The 22,603-nt window shown below is 59.1% G+C and carries 17 protein-coding genes; 11 read left to right on the top strand and 6 right to left on the bottom strand.

What is annotated here, in order from left to right; all coding sequences use genetic code 11:
• Positions 1–3 precede the first annotated feature (3 nt).
• The 5 genes from fabI to repB all read left to right on the top strand — a co-directional run bounded on the left by fabI (position 4) and on the right by repB (position 5,834).
• Positions 4–777, top strand: coding sequence for an enoyl-ACP reductase FabI (gene fabI, locus AC53L6_RS06390; protein WP_496907225.1), 774 nt, complete (start codon positions 4–6; stop codon positions 775–777).
• Positions 767–2,176 carry a bifunctional enoyl-CoA hydratase/phosphate acetyltransferase gene (locus tag AC53L6_RS06385; protein WP_496907224.1) on the top strand — a complete coding sequence of 470 codons (1,410 nt, stop codon included), beginning with the start codon at positions 767–769 and terminating at the stop codon, positions 2,174–2,176. The genes fabI and AC53L6_RS06385 overlap by 11 nt, the downstream gene beginning before the upstream one ends.
• Complete coding sequence (locus AC53L6_RS06380) at positions 2,173–3,348, top strand: acetate/propionate family kinase (RefSeq protein WP_496907223.1); 1,176 nt, start codon at positions 2,173–2,175, stop codon at positions 3,346–3,348. Before AC53L6_RS06385 ends, AC53L6_RS06380 begins: the two co-directional genes overlap by 4 nt.
• Positions 3,349–3,580: 232 nt before the next feature.
• Complete coding sequence (gene repA / locus AC53L6_RS06375) at positions 3,581–4,798, top strand: plasmid partitioning protein RepA (protein ID WP_496907222.1); 1,218 nt, start codon at positions 3,581–3,583, stop codon at positions 4,796–4,798.
• A gap of 52 nt (positions 4,799–4,850) precedes the next feature.
• A complete protein-coding gene (repB, locus tag AC53L6_RS06370; RefSeq protein WP_496907221.1) occupies positions 4,851–5,834 on the top strand; it encodes a plasmid partitioning protein RepB in 984 nt (327 codons plus the stop codon).
• A 27-nt stretch (positions 5,835–5,861) separates the two neighbouring features.
• On the opposite strand, the gene AC53L6_RS06365 is transcribed toward repB, so the two are convergent.
• Complete coding sequence (locus AC53L6_RS06365; RefSeq protein WP_496907220.1) at positions 5,862–6,830, bottom strand: tyrosine-type recombinase/integrase; 969 nt, start codon at positions 6,828–6,830, stop codon at positions 5,862–5,864.
• Positions 6,831–7,022: 192 nt separating this feature from the next.
• Here AC53L6_RS06365 and AC53L6_RS06360 point away from each other — a divergent pair, with 192 nt between their 5' ends.
• From AC53L6_RS06360 to AC53L6_RS06350, 3 genes are all read left to right on the top strand, one after another.
• Positions 7,023–7,985 carry a DUF1403 family protein gene (locus AC53L6_RS06360; RefSeq protein WP_496907219.1) on the top strand — a complete coding sequence of 321 codons (963 nt, stop codon included), beginning with the start codon at positions 7,023–7,025 and terminating at the stop codon, positions 7,983–7,985.
• Positions 7,982–8,596, top strand: a complete 615-nt coding sequence (gene scpB, locus AC53L6_RS06355; RefSeq protein WP_496907218.1) for an SMC-Scp complex subunit ScpB — start codon at positions 7,982–7,984, stop codon at positions 8,594–8,596. The genes AC53L6_RS06360 and scpB overlap by 4 nt, the downstream gene beginning before the upstream one ends.
• Positions 8,597–8,761: 165 nt before the next feature.
• Positions 8,762–9,988 carry an ATP-binding protein gene (locus tag AC53L6_RS06350; protein ID WP_299605271.1) on the top strand — a complete coding sequence of 409 codons (1,227 nt, stop codon included), beginning with the start codon at positions 8,762–8,764 and terminating at the stop codon, positions 9,986–9,988.
• Positions 9,989–10,869: 881 nt separating this feature from the next.
• Here AC53L6_RS06350 and AC53L6_RS06345 read toward each other — a convergent pair.
• The 4 genes from AC53L6_RS06345 to AC53L6_RS06330 form a co-directional block, all read right to left on the bottom strand.
• Positions 10,870–12,066: a glycosyltransferase gene (locus tag AC53L6_RS06345; protein ID WP_496907217.1), complete on the bottom strand. Its 1,197-nt coding sequence runs from the start codon at positions 12,064–12,066 to the stop codon at positions 10,870–10,872.
• Positions 12,063–13,172: a glycosyltransferase gene (locus AC53L6_RS06340; protein ID WP_496907216.1), complete on the bottom strand. Its 1,110-nt coding sequence runs from the start codon at positions 13,170–13,172 to the stop codon at positions 12,063–12,065. The genes AC53L6_RS06345 and AC53L6_RS06340 overlap by 4 nt, the downstream gene beginning before the upstream one ends.
• A gap of 76 nt (positions 13,173–13,248) precedes the next feature.
• Positions 13,249–14,559: a polysaccharide pyruvyl transferase family protein gene (locus AC53L6_RS06335; RefSeq protein WP_496907215.1), complete on the bottom strand. Its 1,311-nt coding sequence runs from the start codon at positions 14,557–14,559 to the stop codon at positions 13,249–13,251.
• A gap of 1 nt (position 14,560) precedes the next feature.
• On the bottom strand, positions 14,561–16,072 hold the full coding sequence (locus AC53L6_RS06330; protein ID WP_496907214.1) for a lipopolysaccharide biosynthesis protein: 1,512 nt from the start codon (positions 16,070–16,072) through the stop codon (positions 14,561–14,563).
• A 353-nt stretch (positions 16,073–16,425) separates the two neighbouring features.
• On the opposite strand from AC53L6_RS06330, the gene AC53L6_RS06325 reads away from it, so the two are divergent.
• The 3 genes from AC53L6_RS06325 to AC53L6_RS06315 all read left to right on the top strand — a co-directional run bounded on the left by AC53L6_RS06325 (position 16,426) and on the right by AC53L6_RS06315 (position 21,213).
• Positions 16,426–19,626 (top strand): glycosyltransferase, encoded by a 3,201-nt coding sequence (locus tag AC53L6_RS06325; RefSeq protein WP_496907213.1) that lies wholly within the window; start codon positions 16,426–16,428, stop codon positions 19,624–19,626.
• Between the two features lie 173 nt (positions 19,627–19,799).
• Positions 19,800–20,048 (top strand): hypothetical protein, encoded by a 249-nt coding sequence (locus AC53L6_RS06320; RefSeq protein WP_299206018.1) that lies wholly within the window; start codon positions 19,800–19,802, stop codon positions 20,046–20,048.
• A gap of 154 nt (positions 20,049–20,202) precedes the next feature.
• Positions 20,203–21,213, top strand: a complete 1,011-nt coding sequence (locus tag AC53L6_RS06315) for a glycosyltransferase family 2 protein (protein ID WP_299706347.1) — start codon at positions 20,203–20,205, stop codon at positions 21,211–21,213.
• Here the strand turns inward: AC53L6_RS06315 and AC53L6_RS06310 are convergent.
• Entirely contained in the window at positions 21,193–22,476 is a 1,284-nt protein-coding gene (locus AC53L6_RS06310) for a glycosyltransferase family 2 protein (protein ID WP_472726006.1), read from the bottom strand. The two genes, AC53L6_RS06315 and AC53L6_RS06310, sit on opposite strands and share 21 nt — an antisense overlap.
• Between the last annotated feature and the right edge of the window lie 127 nt (positions 22,477–22,603).

Below are 22,603 nucleotides of genomic sequence, written 5' to 3'. Positions count from 1 at the left end.
GATATGCTGCCCAACACCGACTTTCTGGCCGGTAAGAAGGGGCTTGTCGTTGGTGTGGCCAACGAAGAGTCAATTGCAGCGGGTTGCGCTCGGGCCTTTCGTGCCTCACGGGCCGATCTGGCGCTGACATATCAGACCGAAAAATCGCGCAAATTCGTAGAACCCGTCGCTCAGGCCGTCGACGCAGATATTTTCATGCCACTGGACGTCACCGATGATGATCAGATGGATGCTGTGTTCGACGCCATTCAGACACGCTGGGGCCGGCTCGATTTCCTTGTCCACTCGATTGCCTTCTGTCCCCGCGATGACCTGCACGGGCGGGTCGTCGACTGCTCAAAGGACGGGTTCGGGCTGGCCATGGACATTTCGGTCCATTCCCTGATCCGACTGGCCAAGCGGGCCGAACCCCTGATGACCGATGGCGGTACGATCCTGACGGTGTCCTATCACGGCGCTGAAAAGGTCGTGGACAACTACAACATCATGGGCCCGGTCAAGGCCGCGCTCGAGGCCACCACCCGCTATCTTGCGGTTGAGTTGGGGACCAAGCGTATCCGCGTCAACGCCATGTCCCCTGGCCCTCTGCAAACCCGTGCGGCCTCTGGCATCGATCATTTCGACGCGCTGATTGACGATGCCAAAACACGCGCACCACTGAACCAACTGACGACCATAGACGAGGTCGGCGCGATGGCTGCCTGCCTCGTCTCGGACTTCGCCCGCTCGGTGACGGGAAACACCGCCTATATCGACGGAGGCCACCATGTCGTCTGACATCGCCCCCAGCATGGGCTACATAGAAAATCGTCCCTTCGAAGACATCGCGGTGGGCGACAGCGCCGATTTGGTGCGCACGCTGACGGCGCAGGATATCGATGCCTTTGCCGTGGTGTCGGGCGATGTGAACCCCGCCCATGTGGATCAGGAATTCGCACAGGAGGAAGCCTTTCACAAGGTCATCGCTCACGGCATGTGGGGCGGTGCTCTGATCTCGAACGTGTTGGGCACGCAATTGCCCGGACCGGGCACGATTTACCTTGATCAGACCCTGAAATTCCTCAAACCGGTTGGGATCGGCGACACCGTGACAGTGCGTGTCACAGTCACCGCAAAGGACCCCGAAAAAAAGCGCCTGACACTGGATTGCATCTGCACCAACGGCGATGGAAAACCCGTCATCACCGGGCAAGCCGTCGTCCTAGCCCCCACCCACAAGATCAGGCGCCCGCGCGTTGTCATGCCGGATTTGGTCATGCATCGGCGCGGAGCGGGGCATGACCGTCTGCTGGAGGCCGCGGGCAAGCACCCTGCCCTGCCCACGGCCGTCGTGCACCCCTGCGATGCGACCTCTTTGGACGCCGCTTTGCAAACCTTCGAACTCGGTCTGATCCATCCTCTTCTTGTTGGTCCAGAGGCACGCATCCGGTCGGTGGCAGAGAAAGCAGAACTGGACATCAGCGCGCTCGAAATCATCGACACCCCGCACAGCCACGCCTCTGCCGAACGGGCCGTGGCGCTGGTTCGTGAGGGCCGCGCCCGGGCCCTGATGAAAGGCGCGCTGCACACGGATGAAATCATGTCCGCCGTCGTGTCCAAGGCCACCGGCCTGCGCAGCGAACGTCGGATGAGCCATGTCTACGTGATGGACGTGCCCACCTACCCCAAACCGCTGCTGATCACCGATGCCGCGATCAACATCGCCCCAGACCTGCAGACCAAGGCCGACATTGTCCAGAACGCCATCGACCTGGCCCATGCCATTGGGATTGAAGCGCCCAAGGTTGCCCTGCTCTCTGCCGTGGAAACCATCACCCCGCGCCTGCAATCGACGGTCGAGGCTGGTGCCCTATGCAAAATGGCCGACCGGGGTCAGATCAAGGGCGGTGTGCTGGATGGACCGCTCGCTTTTGACAACGCGATTTCGATGCGGGCTGTCGCCAGCAAAGGCATCACCTCTGCCGTCGCAGGTCGGGCCGATATCCTCGTGGCCCCGGATCTTGAGGCGGGCAACATGATCGCCAAACAGCTCATGTATCTGGCGGGCGCAGAGGCGGCTGGCATCGTGTTGGGCGCGCAGGTTCCGATCATCCTGACCAGCCGCGCCGACGATCGCCGAACCCGTGTTGCCTCCGCCGCGATTGCATCCCTGTTCAGCGAGGCGATGGGTCGATGAACACTGCCATTCTGACCCTCAATACAGGGTCGTCCTCGCTGAAATTCGGGCTGTACCGAGACGCCGCTGAACCCGAGATGCTGCTGACCGGACAGGTGGACGGGCTGGGTGCGGATGCCCGGTTGGTGCTGGAACGGGCAGGGGAGAAAACCACCCAAACCCTCAGCGCCCCGACGCACGCCGCCGCCCTTCGACACGTCATCGAGACGGTGAAGCCGCACATGACGGGTCTGGCAATCTCCGGCATTGGGCACCGCATCGTGCACGGGGGGCCACACTTTGCCGAACCCATGGTGCTGACCCCGGATGTTCTGACGGCGCTGGACGCGTTCTCACCCCTCGCTCCGCTGCATCAGCCGCACAACCTTGCCGGTGTTGAGGCGGCCCGTGCAGCCTTTCCAGACGCGGTGCAAGTCGGGTGTTTCGATACAGCCTTTCATCGCGGCCACCCGTGGGTGAACGATACCTTCGCGCTGCCCCGCAATTTCTATGACGAGGGGGTTCGGCGCTATGGGTTTCATGGGTTGAGCTACGATTACATCACGGGTGTCATTGCCCGGGATGAACCGGAGCTGCACAAGAAACGGATGGTGATTGCCCATCTCGGAAATGGGGCCTCCATGTGTGCTGTGCGCGAGGGGAAAAGCGTTGGCTCCACCATGGGGTTTTCCGCGCTCGACGGTCTGCCGATGGGCACCCGCTGCGGGCAGATCGATCCGGGGGTGGTGCTGTATCTGATCCAGCAGAGGGGCATCGCGCCAGACGATGTGATGAAGATGCTGTACCAGCAAAGTGGTCTGCTTGGGCTGTCGGCTGAGACGAGCGACATGCGTCATCTTCTGGCCTCAGACCGGCCAGAGGCGGGGCAGGCGATCGACTATTACGTGTTCCGTGCCCGGCGCGAGATCGGGGCGTTGACAGCCGTGCTGGGCGGGATCGACGCGTTGGTGTTCTGTGGTGGGATCGGGGAGAATGCGGCTGTGATCCGCCAACGCATTGTTGAGGGGCTGGAGTATCTCGGGATCTCAATCGACCCGACCCTCAACCAACAGAACGCGCGTGATATCAACACCGGTGCAACGCGGGTCATGGTCATCCCCACGGATGAAGAGCGCATCATCGCGCGGGCTGTCAATGTTGAGCTATCTGAGCGTGTGCGGCGCGCATCATGAGGGGGTAGGGGCGGTGGCAAGGCTGCGGAGAGAAGTTTTGACAGCCGTGCAAATCCTAAAAGACAATATATAACAATGAGATAGCGGAAAAGTACCACTTGGAAAGCCTTTGCCAATGCCGCCCTTTGTACGACTGCACGTTGAGAAAATCGTTGTGGATAAGTCCGTTCCGCGTTAAGCACAGTTTAACGGTAGAAATCGCGCAAAAAGCGATATTACACGAGGCGGCAGCATGGGAAATCCCCAATTAGAGCCTGATATGGGCGATATGTCCTTTGATGAAATCATCCTTCGGCAAGGGGAATTGATTTCTGACAGGCTGAACATCCTGCGTCAGGAGCAGTACCCTCCAAACGCTCAGAAAGGCTTGCGGCAGTTCTCATTGGCCGAGGTCGCCTATTTCCTGGGTGTCACGCAATCCACGATCAAGAAGCTGCACCTTGAGGGCAAAGGCCCGGAACCAGAAACATCCCCGTCAGGGCGGCGGTCCTATTCGGCCGAACAGATGCTGGAGCTGCGCGCCTATCTGGATGCGCATGGCCGCCCCGGCAAGCGTCAGTACCTGCCGCACCGGGCCGAGGGTGAAGAATTGCACGTCATCTCGGTCGTGAACTTCAAGGGCGGCAGCGGTAAGACGACCACGGCGGCGCATCTGGCGCAGCACCTCGCGCTCAAGGGGCATCGGGTGCTGGCCATTGACCTGGACCCGCAGGCGTCGCTGACCGCGTTGCATGGGATTCAGCCCGAGTTAGACTCTGTTTCGTCGCTTTACGAGACGTTGCGCTATGACGCTGAACGCCAGCCGATCAGCACGGTGATCCGGCCCACGAATTTCCCCAACCTTGATATCGTCCCGGCCAGCCTCGACCTGCAGGAATACGAGTATGACACGCCTGTCGCGCTCACCAGCCGCGACCCGTCCGAGGGGCGCGCATTTTTTACCCGCATCTCGAAAGCGCTTGAGGAGGTCGAGGACCAGTATGACATCGTGGTCATCGATTGCCCGCCGCAGCTTGGCTATCTGACCCTGACGGCCCTGACAGCGTCGAGTTCCGTGCTGATCACCGTGCATCCGCAGATGCTGGACGTGATGTCGATGAGCCAGTTCCTGTTGATGCTGGGTGGCATTCTGCAAACCATCCGCGAGGCGGGGGCGGAGATGCGGCTGAAATGGTTCCGCTATCTGGTCACACGGTTCGAACCAACTGATGGGCCGCAGAAGCAGATGGTGGGTTTTCTGCAAGCCATGTTCCCGGAGCAGATGCTGGAGGCCCAGATGGTGAAGTCCACTGCCATTTCCGATGCGGGCATCACCAAACAGACGCTTTACGAGGTCGAACGGGCGCAGTTCGTGCGGTCCACCTATGACCGGGCGATGGGGTCGCTGAATGCGGTGAATGACGAGATTGCGGGCCTTGTGCACCAGGCCTGGGGCCGGGATGTGCCATGAGTTTTGACAGCCGTGCAGATCGGATTTTTGAGCGTGTGAAAGGGAGGATGACATGGCCAGAAAAGACCTGTTGAAATCCGTGATTGGGCAGCCAACCGACACGCCAAGCGGGGCAGGGCGGTCGAGTTATGCCATGCGTGGTGCGTCGAAATCGATGAAGGTGTCGATTGACAGTCTGGCCGAGCATTCCAAGCGGTTGATGGAAGGCGAAACCATTGTCGAGATCGATCCCGATCTGGTCGATGTATCCTTCGTCAATGACCGTCTGACGGGTGATGACGAGGCCTATGATGAGCTTAAAGCCTCGATCAAGGCCAGCGGTCAGGACACGCCTGTGCTGCTGCGCCCGCATCCCGACGTGGCGAACCGGTACATGGTGGTCTTCGGGCATCGCCGCGTGCGGGTGGCGCGGGATCTGGGTCGTCCGGTGCGCGCGGTCGTCAAGGAGATGGACGACGAGGCCCATGTGCTGGCGCAGGGTCAGGAGAACACGGCGCGGGCGGACCTGTCCTTTATCGAGAAGGCGCTGTTTGCGCGGAACCTGTTCGATCTGGGGCAGGGCAAGGATGTCATTCAACGTGCCTTGACCATTGATGGGACGTTGCTGTCACGGATGCTGGCCGTGGCCCAGACCGTGCCCGAGACCATCGTGACCGCCATTGGACCCGCCAAGCAGATCGGGCGGGACCGGTGGGAGGGGTTCAAGAAGCTGATGGCGGATGAGGCCAATCAGGGCATCGCGTATCGCATCCTCAAGACCGAGGGGTTTGAGCAGCTCGACAGCGACACGAAGTTCGAGATCATGCACAGCAAGGTCGAGGAAGCGGGGAAAGGGCCCAAACGCCGACGGGCCAAGGCCGCGCCGCCCAAGCGGACCTGGACCGCTGGCGAGGGTCGGATCAAGGGTGTGATTGGACGTGCAGGGCGGGCCTATAACATCTCGCTGACGTCCAACGATTCCACGGCGTTTGGCGAATATCTGTCCGAAAACCTTGATCAGCTTTATGCGGATTTCCTCAAGAAGCCGGACCCGTGACTGCCGTGGTTTTATTGTGCCGGGCCGTCACAACCCTGCGGCTTTTGTGAGGTTGACGCGGAATCGGTCGCGGCGGGTCACTTTGGCGGAGGCGTGGCCTGCACGCAGGGAATGACCGGAGAAGAGGGCGAGGCGTTCGGCCTTGGGCAGCTCTGCGCGGATGCCGCTTTTGAGGACTGTTGCCTTGATCAGCCGGGCCACGTGCTTGTCGTTGAGCCGTGTGTCGAGGGCCCGTGTGCCGTCGCGCGACGTGCGGACGAATATCGGCCCGACGTTGATCTTGGCGAAGTGCAGCCACTGTTCCAGTGCATGTACCGGACAGGTTTGATCGCTTGAGCCGCGCCCGATCTCGACCTCCCGCCAGCCGGTCTTGGCGTTGAGCGTCAACACCGCGCCATCATCAAGGATTTCGATCCAACCACCGGAATCCAGAGTGTCATCCTTGCCGATATCCAGGCTCACGATTTCGCTTCGGCGCAAGCCGCCGGCATATCCGATGAGTAGGATGGCCCGATCCCTCAGCCCGCGCAGATCATGAGGCAGGGTGGCCACCATGGCGCGGATGTCTTCGCGCAGGATCGCTTCCTTTTGCGCTGGCGGACGGGCGTGTGTGCGTTTGATCCCAGCCATGATGGCGGCGATGTGCCGGTCCTTGCGATCAAGGGTGAAGCCGCGTTGTGCATAGTTCCATGCCAGGCCGGAGAGGCGGCGGTCGATCGTCGACACCGACAGGGCAGGGGCCTTTCCCTGTGGGGCGGCGAGCTCTGTCAGATATAGACCAATCACCTCGGGTGAGGGGGGTAGGGGATCGGTGCCTTTCAACCGGCACCAGCGGGCAAAGTGTTTCCAGTCGACGGCATAGGCCTTGTTGGTATTTTCGGCGGTGGAGGCCTGGGCGTAGGCGCGCGCTGTGTCGACAATTCGATCAAGGGCACCGGATGCGGCGATGCCATCGCTGTCTGTGGGTTTCGTTCCGCTGGGTTTGTCGACGTTCATTGCATCTGTGGATGCCGCGCTTGATTTCCGGGGTTTCGGGCGGTGGGTTTCAGATGGTTCGCTCATATTTTTGAATGCAGCCCAGATATGTCCGATAAGGCAACATTATTGGACATAAAGACGAACTTCAAGGTGGGGCGGTTTATACACTATCTGGTAGCCAAAAGCGCCGTTGCTAGATAGTCTTGTGGCATGACCTACCAACCCGCAGCCATCGATGACGACTTGAACACTCTACCGAAACTCCCGGGTTGGGTCACCTCCCTGCGTGCGGAAACCCTTGAAACTGTGGCTTTTCGATCCGGGGCAGCGCTCATGGCGCTGGACGCGCTGGTGAGCGATCCGCGTTATGGCGTGCCGGTGAAACTGCTTGCCAATTGTGTTGCGTTGAAAGCGGCCGCCGCCACCTCGAAACTACAGGGGCGGATGGCGCGAGAGGGTGATATCCGCGATGCGTTCCATCTGACGCCACCCGGTGAGGCGCGGGGACCGGATGGCGATCTCCTGGCCTTCTGGCGCGAGGCAGCGCGGATGCGACTGACCGGACGCGATTGGCAAGTGGTGCTCAAAGGGTTTGTTGGGTCCGAATTTGAGATGGACGTCGATGTTTGGCTGCAATCGGCTGTGGCCCATAGTCGGACCCATGGGCCACTAGCTGGATGTGTTGCGGTAGTGCGCGCGGTTTTGGCGGTGGACGACCGGGCGGAGCGGGCGGCATGTCTGTTGTCGGATATCGTGTTAGCACGTTGCCTGAATTGGCCGATGATCCTTCCCGTCTCTGCCCTGAACCTCACCAAAGCAGTATTGCGCGATCTCGTCGGGAACGGGCAGGGGGCTGACCTCGCGGTGCAGCAGCGTCTTTTGCAGTCCACTGAAGAGGCGATCCGACTGGCACGAGACCTGGCACAGCGCGGGGCGGCGCTTCAAGTGGTTGCTCCAAAGCTACGGGCCAAAGGATCGGACGCGGCGGTCGCGCTGTTCCTGTCTGAGGATGCGGTTGCGCCGTCAACTATGTTGTCGCCGCTGATCCAGGGCACCGACATTCCCATGACGGACCGTGCTGCGCGGCGGTTTTGTGATCGGCTGATGGAAATGGGAGTTGCGCGAGAGCTGACCGGACGGTCGACGTTCCGCCTCTACGGGATCGCGCCATGACAACTGCAACCAAGAAACGGAAACCGGCGGACGAGCGCGGCGCCATCTTTGACCGGGACCTCGAGGATCTGCCGCAGGAGCTGCGCTGGCGCGAATGGATGGGGCGGATCGAGGCGGTTCTGTTCGCGAGCGCGACGCCCGTCGGGCGCGAGGATCTGGCACGCGTGGTGGGGAACGTTTCGGTCGAGATGCTGATCGATGACATCCAGGCCGAGCTGACCGGTCGTCCCTATGAGTTGGCGCAGGTTGCGGGCGGCTGGATGTTCCGCACCAAGACGCATTTTGCCGAGGCGATCAATGCCGCCGCCGATTTGGGCGATCAGTCCTTGGCCTTCAGCGAAATGGAGATGGGGGTGCTCTGCGCCATCGCCTATCACCAGCCGATCGATCGGGCGGGGCTCAAGGACATCTTCGGCAAAGAGGTCAGTCGCGATCTGCTGGCCCGGCTGCGCTATAAGGATCTGATCGCGAGCGGCCCGCGCGCCCCGCGCCCCGGCGCGCCACATACATTTGTGACGACTGAGACGTTCTTGGTGACGTTTGATCTGGAGACTCTCAGAGATTTGCCTGATCTTGGTCTTAGCGTTGGCGGTGAAGCTGAAGACGTCTAAATTCTGCGGTCAGGGCCGGTGCGCTTTCAATTGGTCGAGCTTTGACTTTCAATCAGTCAGCAGTTCGAGTGCCAACCAGACAGTATCTCGCTTTCAATTGGTCGGATATTGACTTTCAATTGGTCGGGCGCGTACTTTCAATCGGTCGAGAGGAGTCGCGCGGCAATGTACCCAAGATTTACCAAGGCCAGAGTAGAAGAGGCGCTGTCCGACACCCGCGTGGTTCTCATCTCGGGGCCACGTCAGTCCGGCAAGACGACGCTTGCAACCGACATTGCGTCGGACAAGACGCCCTTTCTGACATTGGACGATGCCAACGTTTTGCGGTCAGCGATCGATGATCCGGTGGGGTTTGTCCGCGGATTGGACCGCGCCGTGATCGATGAGATCCAACGCGCGCCCGACCTTCTGCTCGCCATCAAAAACCTTGTCGATGACGACCAGACTCCGGGGCGGTTCCTCCTAACGGGTTCGGCCAACCTCATGACCATTCCAAAAGTGGCGGATTCCCTTGCCGGTCGCATGGAGGTCGTTCGGTTACTTCCTCTCTCACAGGCAGAAATTCTGGGTACGAAATCAGAGTTCATTGATCGAGCCTTTGCTCGGGAGAAACCGACAGCCGAGCATATGATCGTCGGTGATGAGCTCGTTGAAAACGTCCTTTCCGGCGGGTATCCAGAAGCGCTCGGTCGGACGAGATGGTCCCGGAAGCAGGATTGGTATCACGGCTATCTTGATGCGATCGTTCAGCGGGACGTCCGTGATGTCGCACAGATCGAAAAACTCGCCATCATGCCAAAACTAATGTCGGTGCTTGCCGAGCACTCGGGGCAGTTGGTCAACTACACGGGTATCGGTGCTGGCCTCGACCTTAATCATGTCACCACACAGAAGTATGTGAGTGTCTTCGAGAGTCTCTACCTTGTTCATACCCTGCAGCCCTGGTTCACAAATCGACTGAAACGTCTGACCAAGTCACCCAAACTACATTTTTATGATGCGGGCCTTCTCGCAGCGATGCGGGATGTTTCACCCGAAGTGGTCCGCAAGGACAAAACGAGTTTCGGTGCGATCCTGGAGACGTTCGTGTTCAGCGAACTGCGGAAGATCGCGACCTGGAGCGAACAGAGGTGCACGTTCTCGCACTTCCGGGACAAGGACAAGAACGAAGTCGACATCGTATTGGAGAACCGCCGCGGCGAGGTCGTCGGAATCGAGGTGAAGGCCTCTGCTACCGTTTCGGCGAGTGATTTTTCTGGCATGCGCAAACTTGCAGAAGCATGCGGGAAGAAGTTTGTCCAAGGTATGGTGCTCTACGATCACGACCAGGTCGTTCCATTTGGAGAGAATTTATTCGCCGCACCGCTTTCATGTTTGTGGAGTTCACCATGAGGATTGTCAGCGCCAGATGCATCGAAAATATGACCGATTGTGCGTATTCCGACAACGTACGGCACCCATCGCGATTCTGATGCAGCACTAGTTACAGAACCTTGCAGCGTTTGAAAGCATAGCCAAGGTGAGCCGCGCGTAACCGACAAATGCTGTAGCGAGTCTCACCTTGTGATAGAAGTGGATGTTGACATCTAACTGACGCAGAAATCCCAACCGTGTTCCTGAGCCACCATAGCTCGATTCCCGCCTTCGGGTGACAGGCGCTTCGGTTTCAGTCGGGCAGATTGCCGACATTCGCTGTGCGTGTGAGAGGAACTTTACACAGAGCGGATTGCAGACCTTCGCTGCAGACGCGACCTGAAATCAACTGCCCCCAAAGCGGACGTTGAAGCTGGCAGGCGGGATGTTCTGGTCTTGGAGGGCGGAAGGCGGTTGTTCGCTGCGGGTGCCAACGCCACCTATCCGAACGAATGAACGTCGGCACGCCGCGCATGATGAACAGGTCACTCACAACGTCGATGACATTGCCTGAGTTGAGCTTGCGGTGTTTAGGAAAAACGGAAGACCCAGGATGGTTATCAAAGAACTGAAGCCAGGGAAGATTGCACGAGTTTACGGCAAACTTATCTGCTCAAAGGGCAAGGTATGCCGTACCTTGATGCAATACGGCAGATTACAAACGCAAAGTAGGTACATTTGTCAGGCTTTCGGAAATCAGATGGCTTCCAGCTCGGTTGTTACGAAGCTTTCCAAAAATGCACAAAAGGACGAAACAAATACCACTTGAGGCTTCGCTTGCTGTAACCCCGAACCGGCGCGCAAACCGATACCACAGAGGGCAAGCGCTTGCTCTGCACATCGGACTGTGGTGTTCCAATTCACTTGACGACAGGTACTGACATCTTGATCGCGGCGTTTTGGGGCACAGCCGTCAGCATTTCGCATCGTCCTATAAGACGTGCATTTTGTCGATCCTCGTTGAATTCACTCTCAACCTTTCCCCGCGCCGCTCTAGCCATCGTGGCAGCCATCTGCGGGGTCTGAACAAGTGAAAGGATGTTTGCGTAAAGCCCTTCCACATCCCTCTCGTCCGAAAGCAAGCCAGTTTCGTCGTGGGAAACAAGCTCTGGAATTCCAGAGTGGCGGGTCGCGCAGACCGGAGTGCCAAGCGCCATCGCTTCCATCAGCGTCACGGGGATACCCTCCTGATCGCCATCGGCTGCGGTCAAACTTGGCGCCAGCAACGCATCGGCCTTTGACATGCGTTGCAACACCTCTTCATGGGGCAGGGCTCCCACAAAACTCACACGACTCTCGAGCCCTGCCAGCGCGACCTGAGCTTTCAGTGCAGCCGTCAGGGGGCCTTCACCGCCTATGTCATAACGCCAATCAATCTCGGGATGGCGGTCATGCAGAAGAGCAAGTGCATCAATGGCAACATCAAGGCCCTTCTTTTCAACCAGTCTGCAGACACTGAGAAACCGCAATGCGCCCTCGCGGTCTGGGATCGAGAACTGATATCGCGAAACTGGAATCCCGAGATGATGGCTTTCAACGCGCGCGTCAGGGGCTCCGCAGGAGATCAGCTGTTTTGCGAAGGGAGTGTTGACCGTCAGATGAAGATCACCTTCGGCAAAGAGGTCCTGGTAGCGTGCCATGCGGTCTCGGCGTAGCTCGACACTGACATCGCGACCGTGAAAAACGGTCACCAATGGCGGTCGCTGTCGCCATCCTCGCTGTGCCCTTGCCACTGCAGCCCCCCGATAGCCGAAGTGGGCGATGACGACATCAGCGTCGATCTGGCGGCGCCAGGTGTCCCGATCCAGCCGCGCCACGAGCCGATTACGAAGCGCGGTCGGAAGAAGTGTCAGAAGACTTGCCTTTGGCGATGGCCAGATCACGACACGCACGCGGCGAAGCGCTTCCCAATCCTCGGGCGACAAGAGGGTATCCGCTTCCATGGCTTTGCAGATCACGGTGACATCATGCCCGTTGCGCACGGCATGAAGCACCTGCGAGGTCACGAAAGTCTGCGACAGCGCCGGAAAGCTAGAGACGCAGAAGCTGATCTTCAAAACAGAGCTCCGTATCCCACCGCGCCGTCCGGGATCGGCTGTTGCGGCAAGGCTGTCTCGAGTGTTTGGATGAATGTCCTATACTGCTGCTCGAAATCCAGTTCGGGTCGGCGCGCATAGGTTACCGCCCGTTCGGATAGGGTGGTGTAGGCGTCCGTATCGGACCATAGTTCTCGAAGCGCTGACACCCAATCTTCAATCGGTGCATCGTGTGGCAAGACCACACCGCCCGGCCCGATCGCCTGGGGCAGACCGCCCCGGTCGGAGCCGATCACTGGAATGCCGCTGCAATGTGCCTCTGACGCAACCCGGCCCCAGGCCTCTTCCCACTGGCTTGGCGCTAGAAGGATCTTTGTCCGCCCATAGACTTTGGACATGTCAGAGGTTCGGCGCATGAAAGTGACGTTCGGAAGGGCGTCGATTTCAGTCATGATTTGCTTGAACTGCTCATCCCAGAGCGTCCAGGCTTCTACGAACAGGAAGGGGATGTCCGGGCAGGCGCGGGCCATGTCCCGCGCTATCTCGTAGCCCTTCTTGGGGTGGATATTGATCAGTGTCACAAACTCGCGCGTGGTATTGCAGCGATACTTCTCAAAATCTATTGTTGGGGTGATCACCGTGCAGTCAATGCCGTAGGCGTCGCGATATGCCTGTGCCGTGAAATCGGAATTGGCGATGAAACGCGCGCCTGGAATGGTGCTGACATCTCCATCGTTCTCATCAAATTCTACATTCCGCAGATAAAGAACAACAGGTACGCCCAAGCGTGCAAAAGCGTGCCCAAGTGCTGCTGACCGCCGGGTCTGGATCACCACGACATCGGGCCTGAATCTTGCCACCGCGGCTTCGATCCGCACCGGATCCAACGGCTCCCATGTGCGCATGACTTCGTAGCCTTGCGTACGGTCGATGCTGAATGGCCGACCTGTCATTTTCCGCTGCACCTTCATGCGGAACCCAAACACACCGCGCCCGGAAAACCCGCAATAGACGGCGGCGGTGTGGCCCTCGGCCATGCTCTGTCGAATAAGATGATCGGTGCTGTTCTGTGTGCCACCGCTGGCTTCCGGCAGCCATCCGTTTCCACCAGCAAAGAGAATACGCATGACGACTCCTATGTTGTGCGGGTCGCGACGACCCCTGAATGGCAAATGGGGGGCGGTCTGTAGCAGTCTTTCCAAGTCACCCCAGACCCACCCCGCGTTTGGCCAGCGCGCGCTTAAGCGCTTCGCCAGCGGATTTGGCGGATGCCTGAAGCCGCGGAGCGGCCTCTTCCTGTTTGGCCGCGACCTCGTCAAGGGAGACGAGCCAGTCCAGCACCTGGTTGCTAAACGACGCCGGCTCAATCTCTCCGATTGGGGTCACGAGTTCCGGCAAACCCAGTTCTTCGAAGGTTTCCTCGAATTTCGGCTCGTAGGATATCGGCAGGACCGGGGTGTTCGCGCAAATCGACAGAATTGCCATATGCAGCCTGCAAGCAATCAGACCGTCAAAGGTCTGCAAGACCTGGATCAACTCGTGTGGCGTATGAAAATCGCGGTTTACCCTGACATGGGCGGCAACATCAGGTGGTAGCTCGGCAACGAATTCGGCGGCAACCGCGGAATCGTCCGTCCAGTATTCGGGGATGCCCTGACAGGTCGATATGAAGGTAATTTCGGCACCCTTGTCGCGGACCAGGGTGGTGATTGCCGCAAGAATGGATTGCCTGAAATGGGCAGCCCCTGTTTCGGTGTCGCGGGCACCATAAAACTTGAGTTTGCGAACCGCCACGGCGATGCGCAGCCGATCATCCTCTCTGCGACCTGACCGCTGGCGTCGGGCCGCAAGTGAGGTCGGACCTGATGTCCAAAGGGCAAAGACTGAATCGGACACGGTTTTGATGTGATCCGAACGCCCGATCAGGGCGTGCACATGCGCCTTCGACGTGTCGTGACGCACGAGGATCAGTTCCATCTTGTCCAATTGCGGCGCCAGATGCCTTGATCGAAAGTCATCGGCAAAGGCCTCGAAGGACTGGGTGAATGCGGCGACCGGCTTGCCCAGCTGATAGTCCTTGTGAAACTCAACTATTCGTCGACCGTAGTCATATTTGCTCAGCAGATATGTGCCGCCGGTGGTAAGAACGAAGTCGGCATCGAGATAGGGTTGGATGGCGCGCATCACGGGTGTCGGCAGCGGCAGTCCCACCGACGCCAGTATCCGCGTTAGGGTTACGGACGCCGACATGTAGAGCTTTCGCACCACCAGATATCGGCGGTACTTCCCGAAGAGGGCCGCCGCGAGTCGAATGGACGGAGCGCGGTCCATTAGAAAAGATGGCAACGGGATGAAGTCGATGTCCGGGTAGTAGCGTGCGATGCTTGGCATGCCGGAGTCGGCAAACCTAAGCTCTGCATTCGGGAAGCTTTCAGTGACGATTTCGCGCAGGGCAATGCCGATCGCACTGTCGCCACCGTTCATGAAAACACAGTTCTCGATGATGATACGCATGTCAGATCGCGCCTTTCTCGGCACGCATGCGCTGTGCCATCGCGGAAAGGCCGCGTACTTCGGCAAGAACCTCACGACCGAAGGGGGTGAGGGCCAAGAGACCCGCAAACATGGCGTAGCAAAGTGCAGTGCCGCTCAGAAGCCGCAACACGGCAGTCTCGGGTAACAGGTCCTGAATGAGCAGCATCGCTACATAGGTCAGCATGCCCGCACAGAACAGCGGGGCAATGCGGCTGCGGATGCTGTCAAACCCGATCGGGCCCTTGCGGCAGATCAGGACCCAAAGCGGGATCAGTTTGGCCATACTGGCTGCCGCATAGGCCGAAGCCATCTGTACCACGCCGTACTGCACGCTCCACAAGAAGACTGCGCAACTGATCAGCGCTGATGTGAGCCCCCACCAAGCCATCTCGGTGGTCCGTCCCTGGCTGATGAACAACCATCCTGTCGGATTTGCCAAAGCCTGTGACAGACCCGCGATCCCCAGAGCAGCGAAGATCGGCGCGCTTTCCGCCCATTGCGCGCCCAGAAGAAACGGGACTGCCGTATCCGCCATTGCGGTCAGGGCTGCGACAGCGGGTAGAACGGCGAGTTGCATCAATCCGAAGACGCGGAAAAACATGTGGGCATAGCGCTGCGGTTCGTCTTGTAGTCGGGACAGAACGGGCACCATGACCTGCGACAGTGGCTGTGCGACGCGGTTCAGGGGAAACAGCAGCAGCTTGTAGGCCCGGTCATAAAGCCCGAGGGCCGCTCCGCCCCAAACCCGCCCGATCAGGATGCTGTCGAGGTTGCGCGAGAAGAAATTTGCCAGCTTGAAGCCGGTTACGCCTGCTCCGAAGCCAACCAGATCTCTGGTGCCTTCGGCGAGTGCCGGGCGGGACGGGGTCCAGGGCACCCATAACCACACCATGACCGTGCCGATAAGCCCGCCTGCAATCGTGCCGGCAACCAATGCCCAGGGGCTGGGATCAATAAGTGCCCAACAGATCGAGACCGACAGGGTCGTGACCGCAACTACACCGGCGTTTATTGCAATACGGCCAAAAGCCATTTGGCGGTTCAAAAGAGCGAAGTGCTGGGCGCCCAGGGCCGTGACGACCATATTGAGCGCCAGGGCCCGGATAAGCCATGTCAGGTCCGGTTCGTTGTAAAACTGCGCCACGAGCGGTGCCATGAGCATCAGGAAAACCGTCAGCGCGACGCTCAAGCTCATATTGATCCAGAAGAGCGCATTCAGTTGTCCATATGTCAGGCTGCGCCGCTGAATGACCGCTTGCAAAAGACCCATGTCCCTGAACATCGAAAGGAACGCGATTATTGGGCCGATCATTGCAATCAGACCGATGTCCCGAGGCGTCAGTAATCGGGATAGGACAATCACTGATCCGATCTGACACCCTACGGTGACCCCTTGGCTGAGCGCAGTATGGAACGTGCCGCGTGCGACGGTGCTACCGTAGCTGCTCTGCTTCGCGGTTTTGACAATCGTCTCGGGCGGATGTTGTGCCATGCCGTGTCTCAAATGAACCGACTTTGTGCCGTTGGCTCGACCTGATCACAGTACGCCGCTGGATACCCGCCCTTTTGCAGTTGCAGCATTCCTTTCAGCAGCTTCTCGCCCGCCCGCGGTCGGCAAGAGCAAGATCCTGCAAGAAATGTAGACTCATACCTGTCCAGCTGCTTCTCAAACCGGCAACGCTGACGTGTTGACGTGAGCGTGACCGGATTATCCTGCGATGCTCGTTTTCTTGCTCATAGTGGGGCAGGGAATCGGCTGGCCTTCGCCTCCTCCGGGGATCACCTTTGACTTGTTCCAAGCGCCATGGGTACTCCGAAAACGCTCCGCTAGCGCTAGGTGGCAGAATGAAAAAGACGGGTGTTGTACCCCAAAGCAGTGCACGAGACCACTCGTCGGATCACGGGCCCCGGATCTTGTATCTGGCGCACGACCTAAGCGATGCAGCCATTTGGCGACGGGTCGAGATGTTGCGCTTGGGCGGTGCGCAGGTGACGCTTGCCGGTTTTCGGCGCGGTGAGGGCGCGTTGCCCGGATATGCGCTGGTTCTGGGGCGGACTCACAATGCGAGAATGCTGCAACGTGCGCTCCAGGTGCTGCGTCAGCGTTTGCGACCGCAGCGAAACTTGGCTGGGGTCGGACCCTACGACATCCTTCTTTGCAGAAATCTTGAGATGCTGGCCTTGGCGGTCCCGCTGCGGAGATTTTCACCGAGCGGGCATCGCGCTACGCTGATCTACGAAGTCCTCGATATCCACCGGCTCATGGTTGGGTCCGGGTGGGCAGCGCGCGGCCTGCGATGGCTGGAACGTCGCCTGTGTCGGGATGTCGATAAGCTGATCGTGTCGTCTCCCGGTTTCTTGCGGGAGTATTTCGACGTGTATCACCGCCCCGGGGTCCCGGCCTTGTTGGTCGAAAACAAGGTCATGACCCAAGACCTCGGGGAAATGCCCATCGTCCAGCCACGCCCACGACTCTCGCCTGCTGAGCCCGTTCACATCGGTTGGTTCGGTATTCTCAGATGTGCGTTTTCGCTGCGATGCCTCGATGCGCTGACCCGCGCCTGTCCGGGGCGGTATCGGGTCGTGTTGCGCGGTCGTCCGGCGCTCGACGAGCTGACTGACTTCCATGATGTTGTAGCGCGAAATCCTGACCTCATTTTTGGTGGCCCCTATCGATACCCCGAAGATCTGAGCCAGATCTATGGCGAGGTCGATCTGGCTTGGCTGGTCGACCGATACGACGCGGGAAGCAATTCGGATTGGCTGTTGCCGAACCGACTTTATGAAAGCGGCCTGAACCAAGTGCCCGCAATCGCACTCGAAGGAACCGAGATCGCGACGCGGCTGCGCATTCTCGAAATTGGGCTGATACTTCCCGAGGCCAGTGAGGCTGCTGTTACAAAGGCATTGAATGCGATAGACGACGAACTGCTTGCTGGCCTTCGGGCGCGGCAGCGGTCCGCCCCATCTGACACCTGGCGCGCTAGCGAAGTCGAGGCTCGCGCACTGGTGGAGGAAATCGCCCCGACCAGCGAGGCCACGGTGGAAACTACCACCGATCTTGATCGCGGCGGCGTTCTAATCGTCATACCGACGCTGAATGAAGCCGCGTATATTGCGGGCGTCATTGACGGGCTCAAACCTTTTCTCGACCGGCGTCTGAGTTGCGATGCGCCGACCCGCCTCGTCATCGCCGATGGTGGTTCTACAGACGGGACCGTCGATATCGTGACTGATCAGATTGCCTCCGTGTCGCGGTTCGATATTCATTTGCTGCACAACTCGGCCCGCTTGCAAAGCGCGGGCGTCAATCGTGCTTGCGAAGCGTTTGGCGAGGACATGCGCTGGCTCGTACGTCTCGACGCCCACTCTGCCTATCCCCAGGACTACGTGGATGTGCTTCTGGAGGAGGCGGAGCGCACCGGTGCGCAGAGCGTCGTTGTCGCCATGCATGCGACCGGAAACACACCGTTGCAGCGCGCCATCGCTCTCACTCAGAACGCGCGTCTGGGCAATGGTGGGTCGGCGCACCGAAGCGCTGGCTCTGGCACATTTGTTGATCACGGGCATCATGCACTGATGCAGCTCGCGGCTTTCCGCACGGTCGGCGGCTATGATGAGAGCTTCTCGCACAATGAGGATGCGGAGCTGGACATGCGCCTGACCAAGGCAGGCTATAAGATATGGCTCACGTCAAGGACTCGGTTGGACTACATGCCGCGAAAGACTCTTCTGGCACTGGCGCGGCAGTATCTGAACTTCGGCAGCGGTCGCGCCCGCACGGTACTGAAACATCGCTTGAAGCCACGGCTACGGCAGATGCTGATGATTGCCGTGGCACCTGTAGCTGCGGCCTCCGCTCTTGCCTTCGCAGCACCTGTCTTCGCGCTGCCTGCTGCGGTTTGGGTTGCGGCTTGTTTGATTGGTGCATTCGGACTGGCCTATGCGCGCCGTGGTCCACTTGCTCTGGCAGCAGCGCCCATCGCCATGATCATGCATTTTTCCTGGTCGCTGGGTTTCTGGCGGCAGCTGCTGGTCCCCAAAGTGACCCCGCACCTGCCAGAGCCGATCACGGAGGTGCCCGGTGTAGGTGCCCCGCTCGACGTTACCGTTGCCGTTGGCATTTGTACCTTCCAGCGTCCCTCTTTGATTGAGACGCTTACCTCTCTTGACGCACAGGCTTTGCCCGATGGCCTGAGGTTGTCCATCATCGTTGCCGACAATGACATCACGCCAAGCGCGAAGGAGACCGTTGCCACGTTCTCGAAGCAGACAAGTCACCTGATCACCTATGTGCATGCGCCGTCCGGTAACATCTCGATCGCGCGGAACGCCATACTGGATAAGGTTGACCGTCAAGGTCTGCAAATCTGCGCGTTTATAGACGATGACGAATTGGCGCATCCGAAGTGGCTGGCCAAACTGTTTGAGCGGCTGTCGACCGGAGGGGCCGACGTGGTGGTTGGGCCAACCCGCGCTGTCTATGCCGTTGAGGCGCCGGAGTGGATGCGGCACCTTCGGATCCACGACACCCAGCCCGAACTCGGGCCCGATGGCCGGCCAATCGCCGGGCACAGTTGCAATGTTCTGATGGATCTCGGGCATCCAGCGCTGGCTGGTCGTCGTTTTGATCTCGACCGCGGGGTCTCGGGTGGCGAAGATACAGCGTTTTTTGCAGATGCCATGCGTGCTGGTGCGCGACTTGCCTTTGCGCCCCTGGCCCATGTCGACGAGACGGTACCTGAATCGCGGATGACGTTTTCCTGGTTGTTCCGGCGCCGCTTTAGAATGGGCCAGACCCATGGCAGTCTGCTGCGCAGAGCCGATGATCCGACGAAGGGCTGGGTGGCCTTGCCGTTGGCGGGTGCAAAAGTCGCGTATTGCGCCATGCTTGCCCTTATGACTTTGCCCTTCGACAGATATAGAAACGCCAACCTGCTACGGGGTGCATTGCATCTTGGGACGATGTCATCCTTGCTGGGTTTGCGCACTGTCGCGATCTACGGTCACACACAGCGTGACCGCGACGGGCTACCTTCAAATTGAAGGCGGAAGGTGATCGGCTGCTTCAGCTGACATGCCTCAAGTGGGGTGGCCGGTAATCTTCTTGCGCGAGAGCCGGCAAAATGTAATTGGTTGGAAACCTCTGTTCGTCAAAAACACGAAACGATTGATGGCTGTGCCTCAACCGTATCGCAAATTCAGCATCTGGAGCGTTGATGCGAATATCAGTTTTTTTGATAGCTCTCCTTGTTTCAGGCCTCGCTGCGACAGTTCTGGGTATCCTGGCTGGATTCAAAGCCATTACCCTCGTTCTGTTTGTGATTGCGGTCGTCGTGGCGGTGCAGTTGGCTTATCTCGGGTTGATCGCGCTGCGCGTCGCGGAACGAAAACACGAGATCTCGCAGAGCGGCAAAGTGACTCGAAAAGCGTCCTCGAAACACGCATCGTCAGAAAGCGATCTCTGACGCGGCAAACTGCTAAATTTGCCATCATCAGCGGCGGTTAGATGCCTGTTGATCGCCAACGCCCTTTATCTGTTATAGACATGGTTCACGCGTAGATTATTGTTTTTATGGCGTCCCGGTGGGCGTTACTCCAAGATTATCGGACAGAGGGCCTATGCAACGAAGCGTAACGGTCATCATTGCCGCGTATAATGCGCAAGACACGCTTGCACGGGCTATCCGATCCGCATTGTCCCAACCCGAGACCCTTGAGGTCATTGTGGTAGACGACAAGTCGCTGGATGCGACCGCCGCCGTCGCATTTGAAGAGGCCAAGGCCGACGCGCGTGTCCGGCTTCTCACTGCGGAAATCAACCAAGGGCCGGCGGCGGCGCGCAACCGGGCTTTGGACGCTGCCACCGCCGACTTTGTCGCAATTCTGGACGCTGATGATGTGTTCCTGCCGGGAAGGCTCAGCCGCCTCATGGCCTGTGATGACGCTGAGATGCTGGCGGACAATATTGCTTTTGTCACAACCGACAGGATCGGCGGGCTGATGGATCGGACATGGCCTGACATCACACCCGATTTCCAGACGCTGGGGATCACGCAGTTCGTCCTCGGGAACCTGCGCAGAAAGAATGTCGCCAGAGGTGAGCTTGGTTTTCTCAAGCCTGTGATGTCACGCAAGTTTCTGAACCGTCACGGTCTGCGATATGATACCCGCCTGCGGCTCGGAGAGGACTACGATCTTTATTTGCGTGCGTTGCTTGCTGGCGCGCGGCTGAAATTTACACGTCGCCCTGGATACGCAGCCGCGATAAGAAGGACCTCGCTCAGCGCGCAGCACGGTGCGGCAGAGCTTTCTGAAATGCATGATCGGCTGGTTGCTCATTTGCAAATGGATGGGCTGTCTCCCGCTCTCACTCAAGCCATGCAGGCGCATCGTGATGAGGTTCGGCGCAAACGCGACCACCGTGTGTTTCTGGATCTGCGCCGCGAAAAGGGGGCTTGGGTCGCCTTGCGTTACCTGTTTGGTGCCACAAACCGGATCTGGCCGATCGCACGCCAAATCATGTCGGACAAACTCGGATGGACTGCGATGGCCGGTGATGCGGCACCGGCCATTGATGTCAGGTTGCTCTTGCCGCCAACAGGACAGCCGTCAGTGGCGGTCCACCAATAGTGCGACCTCGGCGCCGGGCGGGACAGCTGCGTGCCTAGCATTTTCACGTTTGAGCCGTACGTGGGCTGACTTCCAGAGCGGGACATACCCAAGGGCGTCCAGACCTGCGGCACCATCAGCGATAATATCGGATTGACCAACGCTGGCGAGACGTGCGAGGCGGCTGGCCAAGGCCCGATGCGCGCTCCAGTCTCGTTTGGAACTATCTTGCGCGGTCACTGGAATGCGCAATGCACCCGGGGACGCTGGGATCTGCTCAACCATATCGGTTTCGGCGAGCACAATCGTGTGCGGAAATACCCGCCGATCCATATTATTCTCTGACCGCTTGCGCCTTTTCCGATCCAAAAGACTGGTTACGAGATCGCCGATGAGCACTGGATCGCGCAGGACCCGCCCCGCAGCGTCAAACACCTTACGCGTCTTGATCGCATCGACAAGCCTTTGATACCGAAGCGCACGATCCAGTGCCGCCCCACGTGCGCGCAGGGCCTGCTGCAGATCGGGAGTATTGGTATGGAGTCTGGCAGCGTCGGCTGCCAACCGCTGATGGGCCTTCAGAAGACCCAACAGGACGGGCATCGACAGACGATTGGATATCGATTTTCCGTGCTGACGATAGAGATAGAGCGGCGCCGGGATGACCAAAAATCTGGCATCTGCCAACAGCAGTCGCGCGTACAGGTCGAAGTCTTCGCCAACCCTCAGTGTTTCGTCATAACGCAGCGAACCAAGTGTCTGGCGATGGATCATCGGCTTGAGATAGCCAAATGATCCGAGGCCCGAGGTAACGCCGTCGCTCCGCACCAGTTCAGCAGGCGTCAATTGCAAGGACCCGGTCAGATGCCTGCCATCAAGCAACGTGCGCCCGGCCAGCGGCGCCGATCCGAAGCTCACCAGATCATCAGCGATGACATTGGCCCCAAGCGCACGTGCGGCCGCCAGCAGCCGTTCGATCCGCCGAGGATGCAGGAGGTCATCGGCATCCACCACGGCTACCCATGTTCCCCGCGCGGCATCAAGGGCTGTATTTCTGGCACCGGCCGGGCCGACATTGTTGTCCCTGGCGATAACTCTCAGCCTTTTATCGCCGGATTTCAGTCGCTCCAGGATCGTCAGGCTGTCATCATCAGAAGCATCATCGGCCACGATCAGTTCGAGGTTCCGGTACGACTGTGACAGAACGGAGGTAACCGCTGCCTCCAAATAGCGCGACCCATTGAAATTCGACATGATGACGGACACCAAAGGTGCCTGCGCCATATGTTGAGACGGAGCAGCATCCGAACTGTTGTCGGGGACACAAGCCCGTTTTCCGGTATCTGTGGAGCACGTCTCGGCTCGCGTTACAGTGCCGCTGGGCAACGTCATTCCCCGGTCCGGCAAACTC

It is taken from the genome of Tateyamaria sp. LSS28 (assembly GCF_059611725.1).
The sequence above is the reverse complement of the archived record's forward strand: the minus strand, read 5'-3'. Positions and strand labels throughout refer to the sequence as shown.

What these genes read in the sequence shown, in the direction of transcription:
- fabI (WP_496907225.1), top strand. Translation starts at nt 4, where the DNA reads ATGCTGCCCAACACCGACTTTCTGGCCGGTAAGAAGGGGCTTGTCGTT.
- AC53L6_RS06385 (WP_496907224.1), top strand. Translation starts at nt 767, where the DNA reads ATGTCGTCTGACATCGCCCCCAGCATGGGCTACATAGAAAATCGTCCC.
- AC53L6_RS06380 (WP_496907223.1), top strand. Translation starts at nt 2,173, where the DNA reads ATGAACACTGCCATTCTGACCCTCAATACAGGGTCGTCCTCGCTGAAA.
- repA (WP_496907222.1), top strand. Translation starts at nt 3,581, where the DNA reads ATGGGAAATCCCCAATTAGAGCCTGATATGGGCGATATGTCCTTTGAT.
- repB (WP_496907221.1), top strand. Translation starts at nt 4,851, where the DNA reads ATGGCCAGAAAAGACCTGTTGAAATCCGTGATTGGGCAGCCAACCGAC.
- AC53L6_RS06365 (WP_496907220.1), bottom strand. Translation starts at nt 6,830, where the DNA reads ATGAACGTCGACAAACCCAGCGGAACGAAACCCACAGACAGCGATGGC.
- AC53L6_RS06360 (WP_496907219.1), top strand. Translation starts at nt 7,023, where the DNA reads ATGACCTACCAACCCGCAGCCATCGATGACGACTTGAACACTCTACCG.
- scpB (WP_496907218.1), top strand. Translation starts at nt 7,982, where the DNA reads ATGACAACTGCAACCAAGAAACGGAAACCGGCGGACGAGCGCGGCGCC.
- AC53L6_RS06350 (WP_299605271.1), top strand. Translation starts at nt 8,762, where the DNA reads ATGTACCCAAGATTTACCAAGGCCAGAGTAGAAGAGGCGCTGTCCGAC.
- AC53L6_RS06340 (WP_496907216.1), bottom strand. Translation starts at nt 13,172, where the DNA reads ATGCGTATTCTCTTTGCTGGTGGAAACGGATGGCTGCCGGAAGCCAGC.
- AC53L6_RS06335 (WP_496907215.1), bottom strand. Translation starts at nt 14,559, where the DNA reads ATGCGTATCATCATCGAGAACTGTGTTTTCATGAACGGTGGCGACAGT.
- AC53L6_RS06330 (WP_496907214.1), bottom strand. Translation starts at nt 16,072, where the DNA reads ATGGCACAACATCCGCCCGAGACGATTGTCAAAACCGCGAAGCAGAGC.
- AC53L6_RS06325 (WP_496907213.1), top strand. Translation starts at nt 16,426, where the DNA reads ATGAAAAAGACGGGTGTTGTACCCCAAAGCAGTGCACGAGACCACTCG.
- AC53L6_RS06320 (WP_299206018.1), top strand. Translation starts at nt 19,800, where the DNA reads ATGCGAATATCAGTTTTTTTGATAGCTCTCCTTGTTTCAGGCCTCGCT.
- AC53L6_RS06315 (WP_299706347.1), top strand. Translation starts at nt 20,203, where the DNA reads ATGCAACGAAGCGTAACGGTCATCATTGCCGCGTATAATGCGCAAGAC.
- AC53L6_RS06310 (WP_472726006.1), bottom strand. Translation starts at nt 22,476, where the DNA reads ATGGCGCAGGCACCTTTGGTGTCCGTCATCATGTCGAATTTCAATGGG.